Source organism: Iningainema tapete BLCC-T55, assembly GCF_014698965.1.
GTDB classification, from domain to species: Bacteria; Cyanobacteriota; Cyanobacteriia; order Cyanobacteriales; family Nostocaceae; genus Iningainema; species Iningainema tapete.
Map to the genome: position 1 here is coordinate 122,141 of NZ_JACXAE010000043.1, position 22,003 is coordinate 144,143.

The following is a 22,003-nucleotide window of genomic DNA, read 5'->3' on the forward strand; positions in this document are numbered from 1 at the left end:
ACAACTATACGCCCTTGTCGGGGATGTTAGGTTAGTTGGAGTTGAATGACAAACTCTGCACCTTTACCTGGTGTAGAGAAACACTCCAAGCTACCACTGTGGGTTTCGGTAATAATCTGATGACTAATTGCTAGTCCCAATCCAGTGCCTTTACCTTCTGGCTTAGTGGTGAAAAAGGGTTCAAACAATTTCTGACGCACTTCTTCGGACATGCCTGGTCCGTTATCAGCAATACGAATGGTAACATAATTGTTTTGTACAGTGGTGTAAATGTGAATTGTGGGTGATTGCTGATTACTCTCTTCCAAGGCATCGATCGCATTTGCCAACAAATTCATAAATACTTGGTTGAGTGGTCCTACATAGCATTCAACCCTGGGCAAATTACCATACTGCTTCACAACATTAATTGCCGGACGTTGTGCCTTCGCTTTCAAACGGTGCTGCAAAATCATTAAGGTGGTGTCAAGTCCTTCGTGAATATTAACTATCTTTTTATCAGGGCCATCTACCCGTGAGAAATTCCGCAACGACTGCATGATATCCTGAATACGGTCAATGCCTAATTCCATCGAAGAAATTATTTGGGGTAAATCGGATAGCAAGTACTCTAAGTCGATTGCTTTAATTTCCTGTTCAATTTCACTCCCAGGATTAGGAAACTTATGTATGTAGAGGTTGAGTAGATTTATCAAGTCTTGAAAGTACTGCTGCGTATGGGATAAATTACCAGAGATAAAGCCTACGGGATTGTTGATTTCATGAGCAACGCCTGCAACTAATTGTCCTAAAGAAGAGATTTTTTCGGTTTGTACCAATTGCGCTTGAGTCTGTTGCAGCTTAAGTAATGATTGCTGCAACTGTCGGGATTTTTCTTGTTCATTGGCGTAGAGGCGGGCGTTTTCTAGTGCGATCGCCACTTGGGAGATTAAAATATTTAAAATTTCCACTCGCTTGGGGCTAAAAACTCCCGCCATTAAGTTATTTTCTAGGTAAATCATTCCTTGGAACTGAGATTGATAAATAATCGGCGCACACAGGATTGATTTTGGTTGAAATTTGCGAATGTAAATATCAGTACTAAAGGGTTCAGACATCGTTGCGTCATTTAAGACGAGATACTTTTGACTTCTGTTGACATAATTAACAACGTTCAGAGGTAAATATTCGCCAGTAGTTAAAGGAATAGACTGGAAAACTTTGATAATATTATCTGTGGTATTTCCCGAGGCTTCAATTAAGAGTTGGTTGTCTTTTAATAGTAATACAAATCCTTTTTGCGCCCCTGCATTTTCCAGCATAATTTCAATTAATTTGCTCAACAGTTTTTCTAAGATCATTTCACTAGATATAGCTTGTGCAGCTTTGATAAAAGTAGACAAGTCTAAGAAATACCCAAAACCGTTGGTGGTGGTGGTAGTAGTAGATTTTGTGCGTGTGACATCAAACGTCGTTACAGTTAACGCAGTGGAAGTTTGTGCGATTAAAGTTGAATGTTTGACTTGCAAATTTTGTGCTAGGGCAGTGGCTTCCCACTGAATATAACAATAGTAAGCTTTAGTCATATAGAGTTTGGCAAACTCTTGTTTCCCTTTACTTAACCAGAACTTAGCAGCTAATTCATTCCCCAAAGCTTCATTTTGGATAAATCCATGTTCTTGTGCTGTGGCAATTGCGCGATCGTATAAATCCATCGCGGCTAAATCGTTACCAGTGATGCGAGCAATTTCCGCTTCTACCAGCAGGTATTTATGCTGAAAGTTTTCTGTTGAGAAGTTAGCCCAATGTTTCATTTGCTGCTGTAGGGACAGCAGTTTTTCTTTAAATTGAGTTTGCACCGACTTGGAAGCTGAAGTATAAAGAGCCGTCAAACTCAAGGAATAGTAAAAATTGTGAGCAAAAATCAAAAACTTACCGCTACTAGCACTCAAATACTGTTCAGTTTGGGCTACATGAAAGTGTGCCAGTTCATACTCACCAAACAGGTAGTAAAGCATTGACTGGGCAATGTTAGCGTAGTTAACGGTGTTGAAATTTTTGGTAGCGATGAGTTGTGGTAACACCACTTCAATATCAAAACACTCCCCTTTAAGTAGAGCGAAGGAAGCAGATTTTCCTGTCAAATTATGAATAACTTGAGTCCAAATGTGAAGCTGGTTAATAACCTGCTCTTGCTTAAATTCAACAACGTGCTGAATGAATTTCTCAAATTTGGTTCGTGTCTGCTCTAAAGGTTCTCCGCCCAGGATAGAGCAGAAATAAGCATTGACTATACAGTAGGCAGCATATTCTGCATCACCAGTATCAGAAAAACTGAGATAACCCTCAATCAGCGGTTGAATAGAGCTTTTGACAGGTTGATAAAAAGGACGTGATAAACCGTAGTAAAGAGCATAAACTGCGGTTTTATATTCCCAACTATAACGCTGCTGCTTCAGGTGAAAAACGGCTAAATCGCCAAATTTAGATCCTGTGGCAATATCACCTATACCGCTATTGAGTAGGATGCTGAATACTGTGAAGGCGTAAGAAGTGAGCGGTGATTCACCATACTGGATAGTTAAATCTACCAAGCGACAAACAATAAATCCCAGCATAGAGGGTACGCCGAAGAAAGCTGGACTGAAAGCACGATATAATATTCTCAGGGCATACCATTTGCTCTGATTTTGTATTGGTGGCAGGTGTTGAAGATTTTCAACGCCAACTTCTGTAATCAGTTGTTGGGTATGGGTAAAGGCTTCAAGTAAGCTTTGATGATCGGGATTGTCGGTGAATTTTTCTCCTAGCTGTGCTAGTGTTTGTACTGCCACTGTAACTGCCTCTTTGAACTGAGACTGGGTGTGGTGGTAAAGAATTAGCAGTTCGTAGATTTTAACTTTGTCGTTGATGTCATCAATTTCCGCCAAGGCAATGTCAGCGAGCGCTTTAGTTGTGGCAAAATCAGTACTCAAGCAAGCGGCTTGAACTGCATTTGTATACAGTTTTACTGTTAATTCATAATGCTGTTGCCAGCAGTTCGGTGGTAGTAAAGCTATACCTTGAGTAAAATAGTTGTCAGCAGATTCAAAAGCTGCTGCTAGTAAAGCTCGTTCTCCAGCGATTCGGTTCAAATCAGCTAGCTGAATTTTTGCTTGCGGTTCATCAATTAAATCAATTCCGTGATTTAACTGGTTAACAATGTCAAAAATATTGTCGAGTAATTGCTCTGATGGAGTATTCTCAAGTAATAATTGACCAATTTCTAAGTGAGTTGCAGCAGCTTTTTGAGCTGGAATAAGAGAATAAGCCGCTTGTTGGACGCGATCGTGTAAGAAGCGATATTCTAATCGAGAGTCATCAAAGTTGAAACTACCAACTTCTTCAGTATCAAATAATAAAGGAATTTTGTAGTCGTTACTCAGCGGCAAAATCAATCCTTGCTGCAAGGCTAACCATAAATCACCAGCAACAGACAAAGAGGATTTTTTACAAGTGGTGGCAAGTACGTTTAACTTGAAGCGACATCCTATGCAAGCAGCTAGTTTCAAAACGGATTGAGTTGCTGGTGGCATCCGATCAATATTACTAGCTACCAGTTCAACTACACTCAAATCAACAATCCCAACTGCTTGAATTTGCTCGATACTCCAATGCCAACATCCAAGAGCAAAGTCAAAAGTCAGTAGTTGTTTTTGCGCCAAAGCCTTCAACAGCTGGGTTAAGAAAAAGGGATTGCCTGCTGTTTTGTTAAACAGCAGAGCTGCGAGTTCTTGCATTTGGGGGTTTTGGGCGGTTTCATTGAGGGTATCGCAAAGCAGTTGCATAACGTGGCGTTGCTCTAACCCTTCTACCACAATATTGTTTACCACCGTACCTGCAGCTTGAATTTCCTTCAAGGTTAATATCAATGGATGTAGAGATGCGAAATACGAAGTCTCGACTTCATGATCTCGATAAGCCCCAATCAGTAGCAAATGTTGTGTATTGGGATCACTCATCAGCCATTGCATTAACTTCAATGTGGCAGAATCAGCCCATTGTAAATCATCTAAAAATATTACTAATGGATATTCTTTTTGAGTAAATACACGAATAAATTCTTTGAAAACTCGATTAAAGCGGTTTTGAGATTCCGCAAGTCCGAGTTGCGGTACTTGTGGCTGCTTACCGATAACTAACTCCAGCAATGGAATTACATCGATCATCACTTGTCCATTGGAACCCAAAGCCGTTAAAATTTTGCTGCGCCACTTTTCGATCACAGTGGCACTTTCAGTTAATAATTGCCGCATCAATGAGCTAAAAGCTTGAATCAATGCAGCATAGGGAATATTCCGCTTAAATTGATCAAACTTGCCAAAGATAAAGTAACCCCGGTTGGTGATGGGTTTATTTACCTCATTGACGATCGCAGATTTGCCAATTCCCGAATAGCCAGAGAAGAGAACGATCTCAATTTTGGATGTTCCCTCTGCTACACGCTCAAATGCTGCTAGCAGTGCAGCAACTTGCGCCTCTCTGCCATAGAGTTTTTGGGGAATCATTAACTGACTGAGAACATCTAAGCGTCCTAATGTAAACTCAGTAATTTCACCAGTATTTTTTAATTGCTCTGTGACAGTTTCTAAATCTGCTAGCAATCCCGTTGCACTTTGATAGCGATCTTCTGCATTCTTTGCCATCAATTTCATCGTAATTTGAGCAATAGCAGCGGGAACTTCTGGATTGATTTCCTGAATGGGAGTGGGAAGTTTGGCGATATGAAAGTGAACTAATTCTAGTGGATCTTGACTTTCAAAAGGTAAGCAACCTGTGAGCATTTGATAGAAAGTCACACCCAGAGAGTAAAAATCGCTGCGGTAGTCTAAGCAGCGATTCATTCTCCCAGTTTGCTCTGGAGACATGTATGCCAGAGTTCCTTCTACTTGCGCAGAGTCAATTAATTGGGGTGTTTCTTGACTTAAACGAGAGGCTATGCTAAAGTCAGTGATTTTAACTACCCCTTGGGGATTAATAATGATGTTGGCAGGTTTGATGTCTTTGTGAATAATGTGGTGAGTATGTAGCGATCGCAGGGATTGTGCCAGTTGCACAGCAATGTTGAGGAAGGATATTACTGATAACTTACCATTGGCAAGATGTTGTTGCAGCGACTGTCCATTGAAGTCTTCACATACTAAAGCCAAAACATTGTGATGATTTTCCAGTCCATAGACTTTGACCACACCAAGCAGTGTAAGATTTTCTGTAATTTTGTATTCGTGTTTGAGACGAATAATTTGCTCAAGGCTAGGATACTCTGCTTTAATGACTTTGAGAATCACTTTTTGCTGGTTTTTTTGTGACCAAGCCCTGTAAATGACTGTATTTAGCCCTTCGTGAATTACTTCGTTGAGGTGATAACCTGGAATAGTCATTGACAGCATAATTTCTCACTTTCCTGCTCTGGTTGCTTATACTGTTTATATTTCCCCTTGGCAACAGTCAAATCTCACAACCAGAGTTAATTGCTTCACTATGCTGCCGCTAGTTGTGATAAAGGTATAATATCATACTTAATTGCCAACTCGTGTAATGTATCAACTGTTTTATCTATTTGTTCTCTGGTATGTGCGGCACTTAAGATCAATCTAATACGCCCTTCTTTTGGTTTCACTATGGGATAAAAAAGAGTTACCGAAAATATCCCCCGTGCAAAAAGTTCTTTGTTGAATGACAACATTTTAGCTTCATCTGACATGAAAATAGGGATAATTGGGCTAAGGCTAGTGCCTAAATTAAAACCAATGCTTGTTAATCTTTTCCTCATGTATCTATTGTTTTGATGAAGCTGCTCAATCATTTGAGGATTATTCTCTATTTCTTCTAAAGATGCTAAAATAGCCGCAGCATCTGGTGGTGTTAAACAAGCTTGAAATACATACGTATTTGCCCGCCATTGTAGTAAAGGTATATATTTCGATTTTGTCGCAATAAATCCACCAATAGAAGCTGTTGCTTTGGAGAGAGTTGCAGCGATAAAATCTACTTGATCGACAATCCCTAATTCGTTACAGTAACCAGAACCATTTTTACCGTAGATGCCAAAAGTATGTGCTTCATCAACATACAAGAAAAATTTGTGTTTCTGCTTTAACTCAATGATTTCTTGCAAAGGAGCCAGATCGCCACTCATGGAGTATGCTGATTCAACCACAACAAAAATATTCTCATAATTACTGGAATATTTTTGTAATTTTGCCAGTAAATCATTTACATTATTATGCTTAAAAGGGAGCCATTTTTTCCCCGACATCTTAATTCCATCAATTAGAGAAGCATGACTTTCTCGATCAAAAAGAATTAAATCATTTTGTCCAGGAAAAGCTGATAAGAAACCCAAATTAGCAGTGTAACCAGTTGGAAACAGCATGACGCTTTCTTTTCCAATTAAATTTTTAAGTTTTAACTCAACTGCTTTATGTAGGCTTGACATACCACCAGAAATAGCAGATGTTCCACAACCAGTTCCAAATTTTTGGACGGCTTCACAAACTTTATTAATTACATTTTGGTTTCGATTTAATCCCAAATAGTGGTTAATACACCATAAAATACATTCATTTTTGGAATTACTAGATTCTGAAACAATGGTTCCGGCAACATCGCTGCCCAATTCGGTGTAGCGATCATTGGAATATACACCATGTCGAATTTGTTCGTTGACATGGTGATACAATTTGTCAGTGATGACTTCTATATCAGTAATACCTTGACTCTCCAATTGTTTCAAATAACTGATAAGTGGTGTTGATGTTGATAGCATAACTGTTGGCAAAAAAAAATTAGTGATTTATAGTTGTTTATTGTTCTTGAGCTTTCAATCGGCTATACAAATATTGTGTTCTAAACATAATCATTTGCCTACCGTAAAAATGAGGAGAAAAATTATAAAGTTAAATAGTAGATAAAGAGAAAAATTATAAAGTTAGGAAATATTAAGTAAATATACTAAATATATATGCAATTCATACTACATTAGACCAGCAAGTACTACTAGCTTACGAGTAAAAAGTTTGCTTTTCTGCCAAAACACACAGGGATTACTTGTAATTTTTACTGATTTTGCTGACTTAAGGTTGTAACAGCAAATAATCAGAAGCTTTCTGAACCATTGTTATCACAGGCTTTGAACGAATGAAAAAAGACACTGTTTCTCAATTCTGTACTTGTATTTTGATTAATTTAGCATCTTTTTTGGTAATATTTGGTACAAATACCTTTGGTTTGACTCAGACAGCACGCGAATCCTTTATTAAGCCTCCCAGTTCTTCTACATATATATGGCCCGCTCAAGGAATTCTTTCTCAACGCTTTAATAAAAATCGACATATAGGAATTGACATCGCCGGACCACCTGGTACGCCAATTGTTGCCGCAGCATCAGGTCAAGTAGTAAAAGCAGAATGGGATGATTGGGGTTTGGGCAATGCGGTGACCATTCAGCATCCCGATCAAAGTATCACAGTTTATGGTCATAATCGCCGTTTTTTGGTCAAAAAAGGTCAACAAGTCAGTCAAGGTCAAGTAATTGCGGAGATGGGAAATACAGGTAATAGTTCCGGACCTCATCTACATTTTGAAATTCATCCTCGTCCTCGTGCAGTAGTTGATCCCATGCCTGTATTACCTCCTTTAATTGCAGGTAAAATTCCGCCGCTACAAACAGCAACCACTGCTCGTACTAGAGTAAACGCTCCTAGACCAACAACAGAAGTAACCACACCAAGTGATGAACAGCCCCAAGCTATTCCCATAGCTATTGAACCAGTAAATTTAGATGCTAAATGTAATGGTAAAACTATGATCGAAGGTGAGACAACGGATGTTCGTGTCAAAGTTTGTCAAGAGAATAATCAGTTCTTTTATATTGGACAATTGAAGCAACATCCAACTCAACCTGTGCGATTACCTGCTTTGAATGTTGGTGAAGCGCGATATCAAGCTAATAATGGTAGTTTTTCCTATATTGTTAGTCCAGTTGGTGTAGAAGTATGGCGCAACGGTCGGCAGATACGTTCTGACAGTTTCCACTCGTAATTCAACACAAACCTTAGGGAGAACCCCGACAACTTCTGCGAAGTCGGGTTTCTGAGATGATGTGCATAAGTTAATTTCACTTACACCTAGATAAGAAGTAGAAGGAGGACTTCTGTCCTTCGCTAGTTCAAAATCTCGAAAAAGTTGAGGTATCTGTGTCTACTCTGGTAATTTTCACACAATCAAAATTTTGTCAATGCGTAAGTTCTCGTTTTCCGGTTTTTTGTTATAAAACTTAATTCATTTTTAGGTAACAATGCTCTATCATGTAATGTTATCTAAGTTACACTTAGATAAAAACCAGAGAAAAACAATGAAATTCTCTGCAATCATTACAACTTTCAATTCTTTCAGGAGATCATCGTGGAATATCTAGCTTATTCACATACGATTCTTGCCAATATAGAAGCAGACTCGGAAGGCGAATTTAGTCTTCCCGAATCTAATCTCAACTTAAACTGGAAACAATCTGGAAAATCTGCCTGGTTAAGTTTCGCTCTGCTTGGTACCGTATTAGCAATTGTCGGTCAATCTCAACCAGCTTCAGCATATACACAGTACTATGTGAACACAAACGGCAGCTGTTTGAATGTACGCACATATGCTAGTACCTCTGCACCAACTGTTGGATGCATCCGCAATGGCGCAGCACTTGCACCAGTTCTCTCATACAGAAATGGTTTCGCTAGATTAAGTACTGGTCGTTACGTTGCTGCCAATTACATTAGCACAAGACCTGGTGGCGGATATAGTCCTGGTCCTGGCGTCGGTGGTTCAGTAACTGTTGGTTTAGGTTCTCAAGGTCGGACAGTTAGACAAGTTCAAAGAGCTTTAGGACTTAATGTAACTGGAGTTTACGATTACCGCACTTACTATGCTGTACAAAGATTTCAGTCCAGAAATGGTTTAAGACCAGATGGAGTTGTGGGACCACAAACTCGATTAGCTTTGTTGGGATACTAGGGAAGATTCACCAAGAAGCTCACTCAGGAAGTGACCATATTCTTGGCGGTTATTTTACCTTCCATCAATGAAAGGCTCTCCCCATAACGGGACATATAACACAATCTGCAAGTTTGTTGCCGCAAGCTTGCAGGTTTTTTTATGACTATATTAATTGCCCTAAATAATAATAATACACAATTTTTCGCAAATGTGTCAAGTTCAATCTACAACAATCGCCGATTTTCTGTAGAGACGTTCCGCCGGAACGTCTCTACAATTGTGGACAATTTTGCTGAAGGGGAATTTCAATTACGAATTCTGTACCTCGACCGCATTCACTGTTACAGTGTAGTTGACCACGGTGTTTTTCCACGACAATTTGATAACTAATAGATAGTCCTAAGCCTGTACCAACACCAACAGGTTTGGTAGTAAAGAAGGGATCAAATAGGTATTTTTGCACTTCTATTGCGATTCCAGGTCCATTATCAGCAATGCGAATTAACACATGTTTGTTATCTAAAAGTTCTGTTTTGATTTCAATTCGAGGATCAGGAGTTTTATACCCACAATTAGAGTTGTTCTTCGAGCGTGGGGAAGTCAAAGCAAAGTTTGCATTTTTGATTACAGAATTATCTCGACAAGATTCTTCTAAAGCATCAATTGCATTGGCGAGTAAATTCATAAACACTTGGTTAAGTTGCCCAGCACAGCACTCAACTAAAGGTAATTTGCCATAGTTTTTAATCACTTCTATTCCGGGATAATCGGGTTTATGTTTGAGACGATGTTGTAAGATCATTAATGTGCTGTCTAAACCTTCGTGAATATCTACAGCCTTCATCTCTGCTTCGTCATGGCGGGAAAAGTTACGCAATGAACGGACAATTCCCCGTATACGATCTGCTCCTACTTTCATGGAAGATAGGAGTTTGGGTAAGTCTGAAAGTAGGAAATCTAAATCTATGGCGTCAATTTCTTCTTGAATTTGTGGTGTAGCTGGACAATATTCATGCTGATAAAGTTTGATTAAGCCGATTAAGTCTTTGGTATATTCGCTCGCATGAGCTAAGTTGCCATAGATAAAGTTAACGGGGTTGTTAATTTCGTGAGCGACTCCCGCAACTAGCTGTCCTAAACTAGACATTTTTTCACTTTGCACCAACTGAGTTTGGGTTCTCGTCAGTTCTGCTAAGGTTTTTTCTAGCTGCTGTGTTTGATTTTGGGCGTTAATTGCAGCTTCTCGATACCGTGCTTCTGATTGTCTCAAAGCTTCTTCTATCTGTTGTCGCTCTTTGATTTCTACTTGCAGTTGAAGATTGGCTTTGTGTAATTCAGCAGTGCGGCTTTGCACCTTAGCTTCTAAATCTTCATGATATTGACGTAATACTTGCTCTGCTTGCAACCTGTCGCTAATGTCGATAATCAACCCATCCCAGAGAATATCACCATCTGCTTGCTTAGATGGTCGAGAAACAGCGCGAACCCATTTTAACTTACCGGTACGTGTCGTAATTCGCCCTTCCCATACCCAAGGTAATAATGTGTCTAGTGACACGACCATTGAGTCTTTTAAGAATAGGCGATCGCTTTTATGAACAAGTGTATATATTTGGCGAAAATTTTGCTGAATTTGTTGTGGCTCTAGCTCAAATAATTGGCGACTAAATGAACTTATGTATGGACAAGATAAGAAGCCATTACTACGCAGCAATAACTGAAAAATCACTCCTGGCACATTGGCACAGAGGTTGTAAAAACGCTTCTCGCTTGCACTCAAAGCCTCTTCGGTACACTTTTGCTCAGTAATCAATTGCGCAAAAAAGATAATACCCCCAATTTCACCGTTGTGCTCATACCAAGGACGACACTCCCATTTTACCCACTCAACTCCTCCATCCTGACGGACAAAACTATCAGCGTCGCAATGCTCTACAGATCCTGCCAAACAACGCTGATGAACTGTTTTCCACTTGTCAGAAATTTCTGGAAACACCTCGTAATGCGATCGCCCAATAACGCTACGCTGATGAATGCCATAATCTGTCAACCATTTGCGACTAGTGGCAATGTAGCGCATTTGGCGATCAAACATAGCAACAGCAGCGGGTGTATGTTCCAAAAAAAGTCGGAAGAGTTCAGAATTGTTGTGCAAGTGCATAAATTAGCCGCAAGATGCTTTAGGCAAGCATAAATACAACCTGCATTCGGGGGCAAGCCCAAGTGCGGAAAAAGGTATTGTCTGTAATGTAACTTAATTTAACTACCTTTTAGTTACTTCAGCCTCCGAATTTTCGCTTAAATTATTATTCCCATTTCTTCACAATCTTTAAATATAGCAGATTATCTCCGTATATGTTCCAAACGGTAAAGCAGAGCTATACAAGGAGCATTTTGTAATATTGGTAGTGCAACCTAATAACTAAGCTGCAAGTTTCTCTAGTTGTAAACCAGATTTACACACATACTAATACAGGAGTGTCAGATGCTTTAACTGTGGTTTTATCTAAATTTTGCGTAATAGCATAAGCTAGTAATTCGTGTGTCCATTCTGAAAAAATGCTAAATACTTTTTCAACTACCCTAAAAGCAGAAGAAAGCTGTTCTGGCGTAAGTTCTATTTTGGTGAGCAAGTCTTCTCCTGAAGTAACTACAGCGTGTCCAGTTTCAAGGTTGAGATGAAAATCACCAAAATATATGTATTCTTGTTTGGTAATTGCTTTTAATTCCGCAGCAATTTCTGCTGTTCTCGAAAACAAAATGTTGCCCGTTGCTTCTATCGCTTCGATCGCCACTATTTTCATGACAGGATCTGCTTGTAATGTATATGCAGAAAGTTCATAGGACAACTGGCGAGTAACCTTGGTTTGTTCACTCCAAAGAAATCTTAACGCCTGAGTGAAATTCAACTGTTGGTTAAATCCTAGTTTTTCCAAATCTGTGACAAACCAAGCCCAGTGATGATCATCTTCATAGGTATGTTCGTTAATTATATGCTGAATTTTACTCACAGGTTGCTTTTCCCGGAATACATATTTATTCAAGTCACTAAAGCTCATAATAAAGTGAGCCATACATGGAGCAAAACTCAACCTTTGTTTTGGGTCTATACTTTTGTCTTGCATAAACTCAAATAAAGGTAACTGGGCATATTCTTGCTTCTTATCTTCAATCAAAGCCAATACTTCTTGCATAAAATTATTTTCCTTTCTATCTTAATGCTTTACCGCACTAAATTAATTTTTCCAAGTGTTGTCTGAACTTCTTATAAATCTAATTTAAAATAAATCTTGAATTTTAGCAGCAGTAAAAACACATAAATATGTATTTGTTAGTAAAAATAATCAAGCACAATTTCACGTCTATTTTTAAGTGATTTGCAGGGTTTTTCCTGAATCATTTATAAAATAATCTCTCATAAACTTGCTTGTTTTGTAAAATCTTTATGTTCATGAAGCGCTCATGATAGTTTGTTAAATTTGAGAAAGCTCATTTAAACATAATTTTAAAAATACATTGTTGAGTAACCAGATTTTGTAAAATGTGAATCACTTCCATTTCATCAACCTAGTTTCTTCAAATTAGATTAATAATTTACAATAAGTAGATTTACTTAACTCAACATCTATTTATATAAACAACATACTTTTTTCCGAGTTTTTACTACTGTCATAACTTAATTGAGAGTTTAAATTGTATTTAGATCACAAATCTTCTAGTAGCTGTGTTATCAGGTTGCGTGCTATCAAATTTGGAACAAAATAATCAAATCTACATCTTACTTAATAGTAGTTAGTTTTGATATTTTGATTATATTCGTAAATAGATAATAGCTAGCAACACGGGAAAATAATTTCATGCAAGAAGTAATAGGTTTGAATAAAAGGCATCAGCAAGAACAAAACAATATTGTTTTTCCACACAACAAACTAAATTTGATGCCAACTTGTGATGATAAATTATTGTGGGAGACGTGGATGTCTATGTTCCATTTTCCTACACTTACCATTGCTGATGAGTTGGGGTTATTCTCTCTGATTAATCAAGCACCTGCTACAGCATCTGATGTGGCAATAAGTTTTGGTTTGGGGAAACGTGCAACGGAAGCGCTGTTAGGAGTAATGACATCCTTAGGTTATCTTGTGCAGCACAATGGCAAGTTTCAGCTTACAGGAGTGTCTCGCAATTTTCTGCTGCCTGAAAGTCCCTATTACTGGGGTGGAATGCTGAAACTTATGGCAAAGAATCCACTATCTCACTCTACATTACTAGAAGCATTAAAAAATGATAGATCTAGCGTCTATCAGGATCAAAATGTATGGGTAATCCACGAAATAGAGCCGGAAAAAGCGAAATTATTTACTGGTGCAATGCAAAGCATGACTATATCTTGCGCAGTAAATGCGGCGAAGGATGGAGACTTTAGTGGTGTAAAAAACCTTCTTGATGTGGGTGGCGGTTCGGCAATATGTTCTATTGCTTTAGCTCAAATTTATCCACAAATAAATTTCACAATTTTAGAACTACCAGTGATATGTAAGATAGCAGAAGAATATATTGCGCAAGCTGGGTTACAAAACAGAATAGACACGTGTAAGGGAGATTTCTTTCGAGATCCTTTTCCTTCTGGTTATGATGCAATTTTATTTAGCAATATTTTTCATGATTGGGGTTGGGAAAAATGTCAGCTTTTAGCACAGCGTAGCTTTGAAGCTTTGCCTAAAGGTGGACGCATCTATTTAAATGAAATACTACTATCTGATACAAAAGATAGCCCAATGGTTGCAACTTCATTTTCTATGTGTATGATTTGGTGGACTGATGGTAAGCAATTGACAGTAGCTGAAGTTAATGAACTTTTGCAATCTGTAGGATTCGAGAACATATCTGTCACCCCAACCCATTCTTACTATTCTTTAATTAGTGCTGTTAAACCATGATAAATTAGAAGCCCGACAAATGAATGCGAAGTCGGGCTTCTGAAGATCAGGTATTATCAGGTTGAGAAACAGGAATTTCAATCACAAATTCTGTGCCTTGCCCTGGTTCACTCTTATAGTGTAGTTGACCACCATGACGGTCAACTACAATTTGATAACTAATTGATAAACCCAAGCCCGTACCCACACCAATGGGTTTGGTAGTAAAAAATGGATCAAATAATCGCCGCTGGACTTCTGGTTTTATTCCTATACCATTATCAGCAATGCGAATAGCAATGCGGTCATTATCTATAATTTCAGTGGCAATAAGAATTTGGGGATTTATCCTTTGTTCCTTGTCCTTTGTCCCTTGTCCTTTGTTCTCTACAAATGACAAATGATTATTGACTAATGACTCTTGTAGGGCATCTATTGCATTAGCCAGCAAATTCATAAAAACTTGGTTGAGTTGTCCTGGATAGCAAACTATCTGTGGTAAATTTCCATATTCTTTGATTACCTCAATTCCGAGATTTTCCTGTTTAGGTTTAAGGCGATGTTGCAAAATCATTAATGTACTGTCGATCCCCTCATGAATATCGACTTCCTTCATCTCAGCTTCGTCAAGACGGGAAAATGTTCGCAGTGACTGAACAATTTCTCGAATACGTTCGGCTCCTACTCTCATTGAACTAATCATTTTTGGTAAGTCAGACAGTAAGAAATCTAAATCTATCGCCTCCATGAACTCTTGAATTTCTGACTTAGGTTCAGGGTAGGCTTGTTGATAGAGTTTAAGTAAGCTGAGTATGTCTTGAATATATTCGTCAGTGTAAGTCAAGTTACCATAAATAAAGTTAACCGGGTTATTGATTTCGTGAGCTACCCCCGCTACTAGTTGTCCCAAACTTGACATTTTTTCACTTTGCACCAGTTGAGTTTGTGTTTTCTGAAGTTCTTGCAAAGTTCGTTCGAGTTGCTGAGCCTGATTTTGAGCAGTGATTGCGGCAGTATGAGATGTGAGGTAAAGCTCGGCTTGGTTGATGGCGATCGCTAATTGATCGACCACTGCTTGCAGCAATTCTACTTCACCCTCAGTCCAAGGACGAGTTTCACTCCAATGTCCGCAGACAATTATACCAACTTGACCAGAACGAGTTTTAATTGGTAAAACAATTTCTGATTTAATCCCAAAACGTTCTAGAAACTGGCGGTGTATTGGTTCGGTAAAAGTTGTTACGTCATTTATTTGCAGTATTTCTTGCCTCAAAAACATCTGCGTCACTGGTCCAATTCTCTCAATAAAATGGTTCCCCAGTAAACTAGGAATATTCGGATTTTTTGCTTCTTTAATCGTTACCCAACAGAGCGGGTTAGCATCTGGTTTAAACCAAGAAAAGCTACAGCGATCAATCCTTAATAGTTGCTGAATTTGTTGAATTGCCGTTTCTAAAATCGTGTCTACGTCAAGTGTATTGCGAATTTGACTTGCTAAACTATTCAGCAGTTGTTCTCGAAGAGCTAACTCTCGGTATCTTGCTTCCGATTGCCGTAGCGCTTCTTCAGCAAGTTTGCGATCGGCAATATCTCGCCAAACACAGTAAAATACTTCTCTACCATCTAGAGGAATTGCGGTTAAGAGAACTTCTAATGGATAATCTTGACCATCCAGGCGACGAATTACCCACTCAAAACGAACATTACCTTGAGCAAAAGCAATCTCAGTCAACGCTTGAGCCTTCTCTAAAGAATTTACACCATCAGGTTGATATTCAGGTGATATTCCCGATGGAGGAAAACCCATGAGCTGGTTTTTGTTCTGACAACCCATCATCTTGACAGCAGCTTGATTACAGTCGATAAAAACCTGTCCGTCGTAGATGAGAATGCCATCTGCTGATCGCTCAAATAGTGTGCGGAACTTATTTTCACTTTGCCGCAGTGCCAGATCGGCAAGTTTTGTCAAAGTGATGTCCATCATAATACCATCCCAGATGATATCACCGTTGACTTGCTTGGATGGTCTAGCCTGTCCTTGTACCCATTTAATCCGCCCTGAGGGTGTAATAATTCGATACTCCTGCTTCCAAGGCTTTAAAGTCTGAGCTGAAATTACAACCGAAGAGTTAAATTCTGCTAAATCATCAGGATGAATCAGCGCAAAGACACGAGCAAAATCTTGTTGAATTTCCTCTGGCTCTATTTCATGCAATTCACGACAACCAGGACTCACATAAGAAAAATACTGAGTGTCATCTGCACTGATAACAAATCGATAAATCATTCCCGGTACATTAGCCGCCAGCTTTTGGAAGCGCATCTCACTTTGCCGTAAAGCTTCTTGAGTCTGTTTTCGCTCAATGATTTCCGTTCGTAGTTCTTCAATAACTTTTTGTAGTTCAGCGGTGCGATATTTGACTTTAGCTTCTAAATCTTCCTGGTATATACGTAAGAGTGCTTCGCTGGCACGCAGGGCATCTTCTGTGTGCTTACGTTCAGTAACTACCTCAGTAAAAAGGATTACACCCCCAATTTCACCGTTATTTTCATACCAAGGACGACATTCCCATTTCACCCATTCAACTGAACCATCGTCTCGGACAAAACTATCAGCTTCACAACTTTCTGTTGCTCCTGCTAAACAACATTGGTGAACTCTTTTCCACTTGTCGAGATTAACAAACACCTCGTCATGGGACATCCCAATCAAACTTTGTTCATTAACGCTATAATCTTTCAACCACTTGCGACTTGTGGCAATATAGCGCAGTTCGCGGTCCAATATAGCAACAGCAGCAGGTATATGTTCCAAAAACAGTCGGAATTCTGGATTTTGCAGGTGCATAAATTAGTGGTAGATGCTGTTGTGGTTGTCCAACTCAACAACACTGGCGTTGTGTCGTGCCAAACACTATAACTAACATCTAGCCAAAATAGCTTCCGAGATTTCTAGGAATTATTGCTTAAATAACTTTGCACAATTTGCAAAATTCGCTCGGCAGCATGTCCATCCCCAAAGGGATTTATTGCGTTTGCCATTGCTTGATAAGCTGTGGGGTTACTTAACAATTCACCAGTGGTAGCGACAATTGTTTCTGGGTTTGTTCCGATAAGTTTAGCTGTACCAGCTGTTACAGCCTCTGGTCTTTCTGTTGTTTCTCTCAAGACTAGCACTGGTTTTCCTAAACTGGGTGCTTCTTCTTGCAAACCTCCAGAGTCGGTGAGTACAAGGTGCGATCGCATAATCGCCCCAACCAATTGACCATAATCTAAAGGTTCAGTTAAGAATATCCGGGGATGATTGCCCAACATTGCCTGCAAAGGTTCTCTGACAGTAGGATTGCGGTGTAATGGCAAAAGCAAAGCTGTATCAGGAAACTTATTTAATATTTGTAAAAATCCTTCAGCAATATTTTGTAGTGGAGTTCCCCAATTCTCGCGACGATGAACTGTTGCTAGCAACACACGATAGTTCTCCCATTCTAACCCTGGTACATCGCAGGTGGGAACACTTGCGGCAACACTTAAGAGCGCATCAATCACCGTATTACCAGTGAGGTGAATCTCTCCCAAAACGCCAGATTTTTGCAAGTTTTCTACAGCTAGAGGGGTGGGCGCAAAGTTCAACTGAGAAAGTTGAGAAATTAGCCGCCGATTAGCTTCTTCTGGATAAGGATTAAATAAATCATCAGTTCTTAACCCAGCTTCTACATGACCAACTGGGATTTGTTGATAAAATGCTGCTATTGTGGCGGCAAAAGCTGTGGTTGTATCTCCCTGTACCAACACCAAGTCAGGTTTATTCTCACTGAATAATTCTTCTAAACCGCGCAAGCTACGACAGGTAATATCGCTCAGAGATTGTTTTACCTGCATAATCTCCAAATTATCATCTGCTTTAAGTTTAAACAGTTGCATCACTTGTTCAACCATCTCGCGATGCTGTCCCGTCAAAACTACTTGCGTTATCAAGCTCGAACGTTGGAATACCTGAATTACCGGGGCTAGTTTGATTGCTTCCGGACGAGTACCCAATATAATGTAGACTCGCTTTTGTTCAGTCATTAGTTAATGGTTAATGGTTAATAGCTTATAGTATATAAAAATTAACAATTAACAATTAGCAATTGACAATTAACAAATAAACATGAAAAAACCCGGATAACCGGGCAGATGTACTATTTGTCGAATGTAGTGGCAATGATTACATTTTAACTTCACAAGTCAAAGGGCAAGCAGCGTACACGGAAGTATGCAATTCTTCTTCTTCTCCATGCAGCCAGCTTAACCAACGCACTTGTTTTGGATGAACACCCTTCAAAGTTAGTACACCAGCCGCAAAAACTACTGCCATTACATTCAACGTAATTAAACCGCCTGCTACAAGTAAAACAGCACTAACAGGCATTACAGATTGTAAAACAACCGACAACAGACACCCAACTGTAGCCATCAAGACAACTAAAGGAAAACCTACAACTAGCAAGCATACAGCTAATGTAAAAGTCCAAATTAAAAAACTTTTGATCATTAACAAAGAATAAGTCTTGCTTAAATTAGATGTTTGAGACAAAGACATGAACTTTTCCTCTCAAATTCACAACAAGGTTTAAAACTCAGGAGTATCTCGCTTTTCGAGTGCGGGATCAATGATTAGTGAAGTTCAGTATATAAAAACTAAATGGCAAAATGAGCATTTATTTAATAAACTTTACAGTTAACTATTCGTAATTCTTAAGTAAGAATTTTCTTAAACATTTAGAAAAAACTTGTTTTTGGCATCTATCTTCAGGCAGATAAGCTATCAACTACTATTTTTTTAAGCAACATTAAGGTGTTTTTCTGTTACCTACTTAACATTTCTTAGAAACCTATGAGATTTTTTCATAGATGATAAAAAAATTATATAGTAGAGACGCCTCAGCGGGGCGTCTCCACATTTAAACAAAAAATAATGTATAAAATAAAATTAAATATATAGTAAAATGTACTGAAGGCATTTTGAGGAATTAGTGTGTTAAAGATTGAAATAGCAAGAAAAATAAATTAAACTATTTGTGAGAGGATGGAATAGGCATCGAAAAAAGATACAAGTAGAGACAGCTAATGCCAGCGCGATCGCTTAATTTAACTCGATAAATTTCTCTCAAATCATTTGATCTTTAAAGATATATGACAGATTCACATCCCTCCGCTCGTGGTATCCCGCCATTACCGCCACCACCACCAACAATCAGCACCCAAAGGCAAGCTACACAAACTCTAGATATGTCAGGGGAAAGAAATATCCCCCGCGAGAAAGCGCAAAATAATCCCCCGCCACCACCAGCTTCCTCACCTTCAGCCCATCGCCCTGGCACTCCACCACCCATGCATAATCCGGCGATGCGTGCGAAATCTGGACTCACCTTAGAGTCGTTGATTCGAGAAGCGCATGAAAAAGGCATATCCGATCTTCACTTGGGTGTAGGTGAAGTACCTCGCTTCCGCAGCCGAGGAGAAATACAAAACACAGATTATCCCGAAACCGACAAACAAACCTTTGTCAGTTGGATGCGGGAAGTAATGACAGAAGCAGAAGTTCAACGCTTTGAAGAACACCTAGAATTTGACGGCGCAACCCAATACGACTTTGCCCGTGTGCGGATCAATATTTTTGACTCCCTCAAAGGCTACGCAATGGTACTGCGGTTGATTCCGCTGAAAATCTTAACTATGGAACAGTTGAGATTACCCACAGTTTTTAGAGATATCTGTCATCATCACAAAGGTTTAATTTTAGTCACAGGTCCAACTGGTTCTGGTAAATCCACTACAATGGCGGCGATGATTGACTACATTAACAAAGAAATGCCCAAGCATATCATCACCATCGAAGATCCGATTGAATTTGTCCACAGAAGTCAGAAATCTTTAATCAAACAGCGGGAAGTGGGAATGCACACCCGAAAATTTGACAACGCCTTGAAAGCAGCTCTGCGCGAAGATCCAGATTTAATTCTGGTAGGGGAAATGCGGGATAAAGAAACAGTTAATACTGCTCTCAAAGCTGCCCAAACAGGACACTTAGTAATGGGAACCCTGCACACCAACAGCGCAGTGAAGACGATTGAACGGATACTCAATCTCTACTCAGGAGAAGAACAGGATGCAATGCGGGTAGCACTTGCCGAATCTTTAGTAGCCGTAATTGCTCAAGGTTTGTGTCGTACAACCGATGGAAAACGTGCTGCTTTCCACGATATCTTGATCAACACAGAAGCCATCAAGGACTGGATTAAGGACGGGAAGTACGATGAAATTACCGAGCTAATGAAGCAAGCCGGTTTTGACGGTATGATTACTATGAACCAATCTCTACTCAATCTTTATCAAGAAGGTCGGATCACAGAAGAAACAGCCTTGGAAATGTCACCCACGCCAAATGAAATGGCGCAGTTCCTCCGAGGTAGAGTATAGGGAATAGGGCAATGGGCAATGAGCAATGAGCAATGGGCAATGGGCAATGGGCAATGGGCAATGGGCAATGGGCAATGGAAAGCGCGTCTTACGTCTTGGTTCATGAGAAAATCAATTATTTCTTACCTAGCCCGATGCCCTATCCCCGATGCCCCATGCCCCATGCCCTATCCTCGATGCCCCATGCCCCATGCCCCATGCCCCATGCCCCATGCCCCATGCCCCAACCTTGAACACCGACAAACCACCTCTACCCCAGTTGTTTAAAGGTATTGCTTTATTTACACCTGGAGGAGATTTAATTTACTGCATCGATCCTAATAAACAAGGTCGATGGCATTTGCATTTGTGTGTTACTTTGCAGTCCATCCTGGACTTACCAGAACCGCCTCACTTTCTAGTACCTTGTTACACAGCAACTATTGATCACTGGTTAGATCCACGTAGGCAAATAATCCGTACCTTCGCTGAAGCGTATCCAGCAGTGATGCGATATCAAGCTGTACTTAACGCTATTTTTGGTACAGGTGATCTAGTATGGCAACAAGCTCCTTGGCAAGAGGGGTTGTGCGATCGCATGGTTTTGACAACCTATCGCTCCTCTTTCCCACAACTGTGGGAAGACCACGATTTAGTTGTACGCTTAGACATGAGCGAACCAGCACCCACTTACTATCAACCAGCCACAGTAATACAAAAGGTACAATCAAAAACCCACAGCTACGTCCTTCGTCTATTTGTTGCCGGAAATAACCCCAACACTGAACGCATCCTCCAAATTTTACACGAACTGTTAGAAAAATATTTAAGTCAACCTTATACTTTAAAAGTCATTGATGTTTTAGCTCATCCAGATCAAGCAGAAGCTAATCAAGTTACAGCAACTCCCACCCTAGTCAAAGTTTGGCCCCAGCCAATTCGACGAATTATTGGCGATTTGGATCATGTGGAAAAAATTCTCCAGATGTTAGACGCTCAGGAAATATCCTAAATATAATACGTATAACCCTGCACTGTCCTTAACTGTTATGACTGTAACTACCCCTAAACGCTTTACTATAGCTGAATATGACCGTTTAGCCAAACTCGGATTTTTCGGTGAGGATGAACGAGTTGAGCTAATTAGGGGAGAAATAATTTATATGGTATCAAAAGGTACACTACATTCTGTATGTCAAACCCGCTTAGATCGGGAGCTATATAAGCTGGTAGGGGAACGTGCAACACTGCGAGTACAAGAACCAATTATTATACCTGATTTCAATGAACCTGAACCAGATTTAGTCATTGCACAAAATCGAGATGATGATTATCTTGATGCTCATCCCAGTCCGGCTGATGTATTACTTTTAATTGAGATTGCGGATTCCTCATTAAAATATGACCAAGAGGTTAAATTACCACTCTATGCTGAAGCAGATATTTCTGATTATTGGATATTTAATTTAGTAGACAATTGCTTAGAATGTTACAGCGAACCGTATCAAGATGTGCAAGGTAAATTTGGTTATCGCAGAAAATTAATTTATTTACCTAAAGAATCTGTTAATTTACCGTGTTTTCTTGATTTGTCCCTAGATTTATCTAAGGTGTTTCCCAAAATAATGCATTAGTGA

14 protein-coding genes are annotated in these 22,003 nt (G+C 39.5%); 7 read left to right on the plus strand and 7 right to left on the minus strand.

The genetic code is table 11. The annotated features are described in order from the left end of the window. Positions 1 to 26: 26 nt before the first annotated feature. Complete coding sequence (locus ICL16_RS11940; RefSeq protein WP_190827738.1) at positions 27 to 5,408, minus strand: ATP-binding sensor histidine kinase; 5,382 nt, start codon at positions 5,406 to 5,408, stop codon at positions 27 to 29. An 89-nt stretch (positions 5,409 to 5,497) separates the two neighbouring features. Continuing rightward, positions 5,498 to 6,787 (minus strand): aminotransferase class I/II-fold pyridoxal phosphate-dependent enzyme, encoded by a 1,290-nt coding sequence (locus ICL16_RS11945; RefSeq protein ID WP_190827740.1) that lies wholly within the window; start codon positions 6,785 to 6,787, stop codon positions 5,498 to 5,500. 371 nt (positions 6,788 to 7,158) lie between these two features. On the opposite strand from ICL16_RS11945, the gene ICL16_RS11950 reads away from it, so the two are divergent. Continuing rightward, positions 7,159 to 8,061: a M23 family metallopeptidase gene (locus ICL16_RS11950; protein WP_190827742.1), complete on the plus strand. Its 903-nt coding sequence runs from the start codon at positions 7,159 to 7,161 to the stop codon at positions 8,059 to 8,061. A gap of 363 nt (positions 8,062 to 8,424) precedes the next feature. Next, positions 8,425 to 9,024: a peptidoglycan-binding protein gene (locus ICL16_RS47205; RefSeq protein ID WP_190827750.1), complete on the plus strand. Its 600-nt coding sequence runs from the start codon at positions 8,425 to 8,427 to the stop codon at positions 9,022 to 9,024. A gap of 253 nt (positions 9,025 to 9,277) precedes the next feature. On the opposite strand, the gene ICL16_RS11960 is transcribed toward ICL16_RS47205, so the two are convergent. Both ICL16_RS11960 and ICL16_RS11965 read right to left on the minus strand, forming a co-directional pair. After that, positions 9,278 to 11,167: a PAS domain-containing sensor histidine kinase gene (locus ICL16_RS11960; RefSeq protein WP_190827752.1), complete on the minus strand. Its 1,890-nt coding sequence runs from the start codon at positions 11,165 to 11,167 to the stop codon at positions 9,278 to 9,280. Between the two features lie 295 nt (positions 11,168 to 11,462). Further along, complete coding sequence (locus tag ICL16_RS11965) at positions 11,463 to 12,200, minus strand: hypothetical protein (protein WP_190827754.1); 738 nt, start codon at positions 12,198 to 12,200, stop codon at positions 11,463 to 11,465. Positions 12,201 to 12,863: 663 nt separating this feature from the next. Here ICL16_RS11965 and ICL16_RS11970 point away from each other — a divergent pair. Beyond that, a complete protein-coding gene (locus ICL16_RS11970) occupies positions 12,864 to 13,946 on the plus strand; it encodes a methyltransferase (RefSeq protein ID WP_190827756.1) in 1,083 nt (360 codons plus the stop codon). A 46-nt stretch (positions 13,947 to 13,992) separates the two neighbouring features. Here the strand turns inward: ICL16_RS11970 and ICL16_RS11975 are convergent, their stop codons facing one another. From ICL16_RS11975 to ICL16_RS11985, 3 genes are all read right to left on the minus strand, one after another. Continuing rightward, positions 13,993 to 16,773, minus strand: a complete 2,781-nt coding sequence (locus ICL16_RS11975; RefSeq protein ID WP_190827758.1) for a PAS domain S-box protein — start codon at positions 16,771 to 16,773, stop codon at positions 13,993 to 13,995. Between the two features lie 104 nt (positions 16,774 to 16,877). After that, positions 16,878 to 17,993 carry a non-hydrolyzing UDP-N-acetylglucosamine 2-epimerase gene (gene wecB, locus ICL16_RS11980; protein WP_190827760.1) on the minus strand — a complete coding sequence of 372 codons (1,116 nt, stop codon included), beginning with the start codon at positions 17,991 to 17,993 and terminating at the stop codon, positions 16,878 to 16,880. A 139-nt stretch (positions 17,994 to 18,132) separates the two neighbouring features. After that, positions 18,133 to 18,507: a hypothetical protein gene (locus ICL16_RS11985; RefSeq protein ID WP_190827762.1), complete on the minus strand. Its 375-nt coding sequence runs from the start codon at positions 18,505 to 18,507 to the stop codon at positions 18,133 to 18,135. Between the two features lie 593 nt (positions 18,508 to 19,100). On the opposite strand from ICL16_RS11985, the gene ICL16_RS11990 reads away from it, so the two are divergent. The 4 genes from ICL16_RS11990 to ICL16_RS12005 are packed head-to-tail and all read left to right on the plus strand — an operon-like array spanning position 19,101 to position 22,000. After that, positions 19,101 to 20,387: a type IV pilus twitching motility protein PilT gene (locus ICL16_RS11990; RefSeq protein WP_190827764.1), complete on the plus strand. Its 1,287-nt coding sequence runs from the start codon at positions 19,101 to 19,103 to the stop codon at positions 20,385 to 20,387. A gap of 18 nt (positions 20,388 to 20,405) precedes the next feature. Then, a complete protein-coding gene (locus ICL16_RS11995) occupies positions 20,406 to 20,654 on the plus strand; it encodes a hypothetical protein (RefSeq protein WP_190827795.1) in 249 nt (82 codons plus the stop codon). Further along, positions 20,599 to 21,378, plus strand: a complete 780-nt coding sequence (locus ICL16_RS12000; RefSeq protein WP_420485270.1) for a circadian clock KaiB family protein — start codon at positions 20,599 to 20,601, stop codon at positions 21,376 to 21,378. The genes ICL16_RS11995 and ICL16_RS12000 overlap by 56 nt, the downstream gene beginning before the upstream one ends. 37 nt (positions 21,379 to 21,415) lie before the next feature. Further along, entirely contained in the window at positions 21,416 to 22,000 is a 585-nt protein-coding gene (locus ICL16_RS12005) for a Uma2 family endonuclease (RefSeq protein WP_190827768.1), read from the plus strand. The last annotated feature ends 3 nt before the right edge of the window (positions 22,001 to 22,003 follow it).

Bases quoted from the DNA above. Each gene is read 5' to 3' on its own strand.
- ICL16_RS11940 (WP_190827738.1), bottom strand. From the start codon at position 5,408: ATGCTGTCAATGACTATTCCAGGTTATCACCTCAACGAAGTAATTCAC.
- ICL16_RS11945 (WP_190827740.1), bottom strand. From the start codon at position 6,787: ATGCTATCAACATCAACACCACTTATCAGTTATTTGAAACAATTGGAG.
- ICL16_RS11950 (WP_190827742.1), top strand. From the start codon at position 7,159: ATGAAAAAAGACACTGTTTCTCAATTCTGTACTTGTATTTTGATTAAT.
- ICL16_RS11960 (WP_190827752.1), bottom strand. From the start codon at position 11,167: ATGCACTTGCACAACAATTCTGAACTCTTCCGACTTTTTTTGGAACAT.
- ICL16_RS11965 (WP_190827754.1), bottom strand. From the start codon at position 12,200: ATGCAAGAAGTATTGGCTTTGATTGAAGATAAGAAGCAAGAATATGCC.
- ICL16_RS11970 (WP_190827756.1), top strand. From the start codon at position 12,864: ATGCAAGAAGTAATAGGTTTGAATAAAAGGCATCAGCAAGAACAAAAC.
- ICL16_RS11975 (WP_190827758.1), bottom strand. From the start codon at position 16,773: ATGCACCTGCAAAATCCAGAATTCCGACTGTTTTTGGAACATATACCT.
- wecB (WP_190827760.1), bottom strand. From the start codon at position 17,993: ATGACTGAACAAAAGCGAGTCTACATTATATTGGGTACTCGTCCGGAA.
- ICL16_RS11985 (WP_190827762.1), bottom strand. From the start codon at position 18,507: ATGTCTTTGTCTCAAACATCTAATTTAAGCAAGACTTATTCTTTGTTA.
- ICL16_RS11990 (WP_190827764.1), top strand. From the start codon at position 19,101: ATGACAGATTCACATCCCTCCGCTCGTGGTATCCCGCCATTACCGCCA.
- ICL16_RS11995 (WP_190827795.1), top strand. From the start codon at position 20,406: ATGAGCAATGAGCAATGGGCAATGGGCAATGGGCAATGGGCAATGGGC.
- ICL16_RS12000 (WP_420485270.1), top strand. From the start codon at position 20,599: ATGCCCCATGCCCCAACCTTGAACACCGACAAACCACCTCTACCCCAG.
- ICL16_RS12005 (WP_190827768.1), top strand. From the start codon at position 21,416: ATGACTGTAACTACCCCTAAACGCTTTACTATAGCTGAATATGACCGT.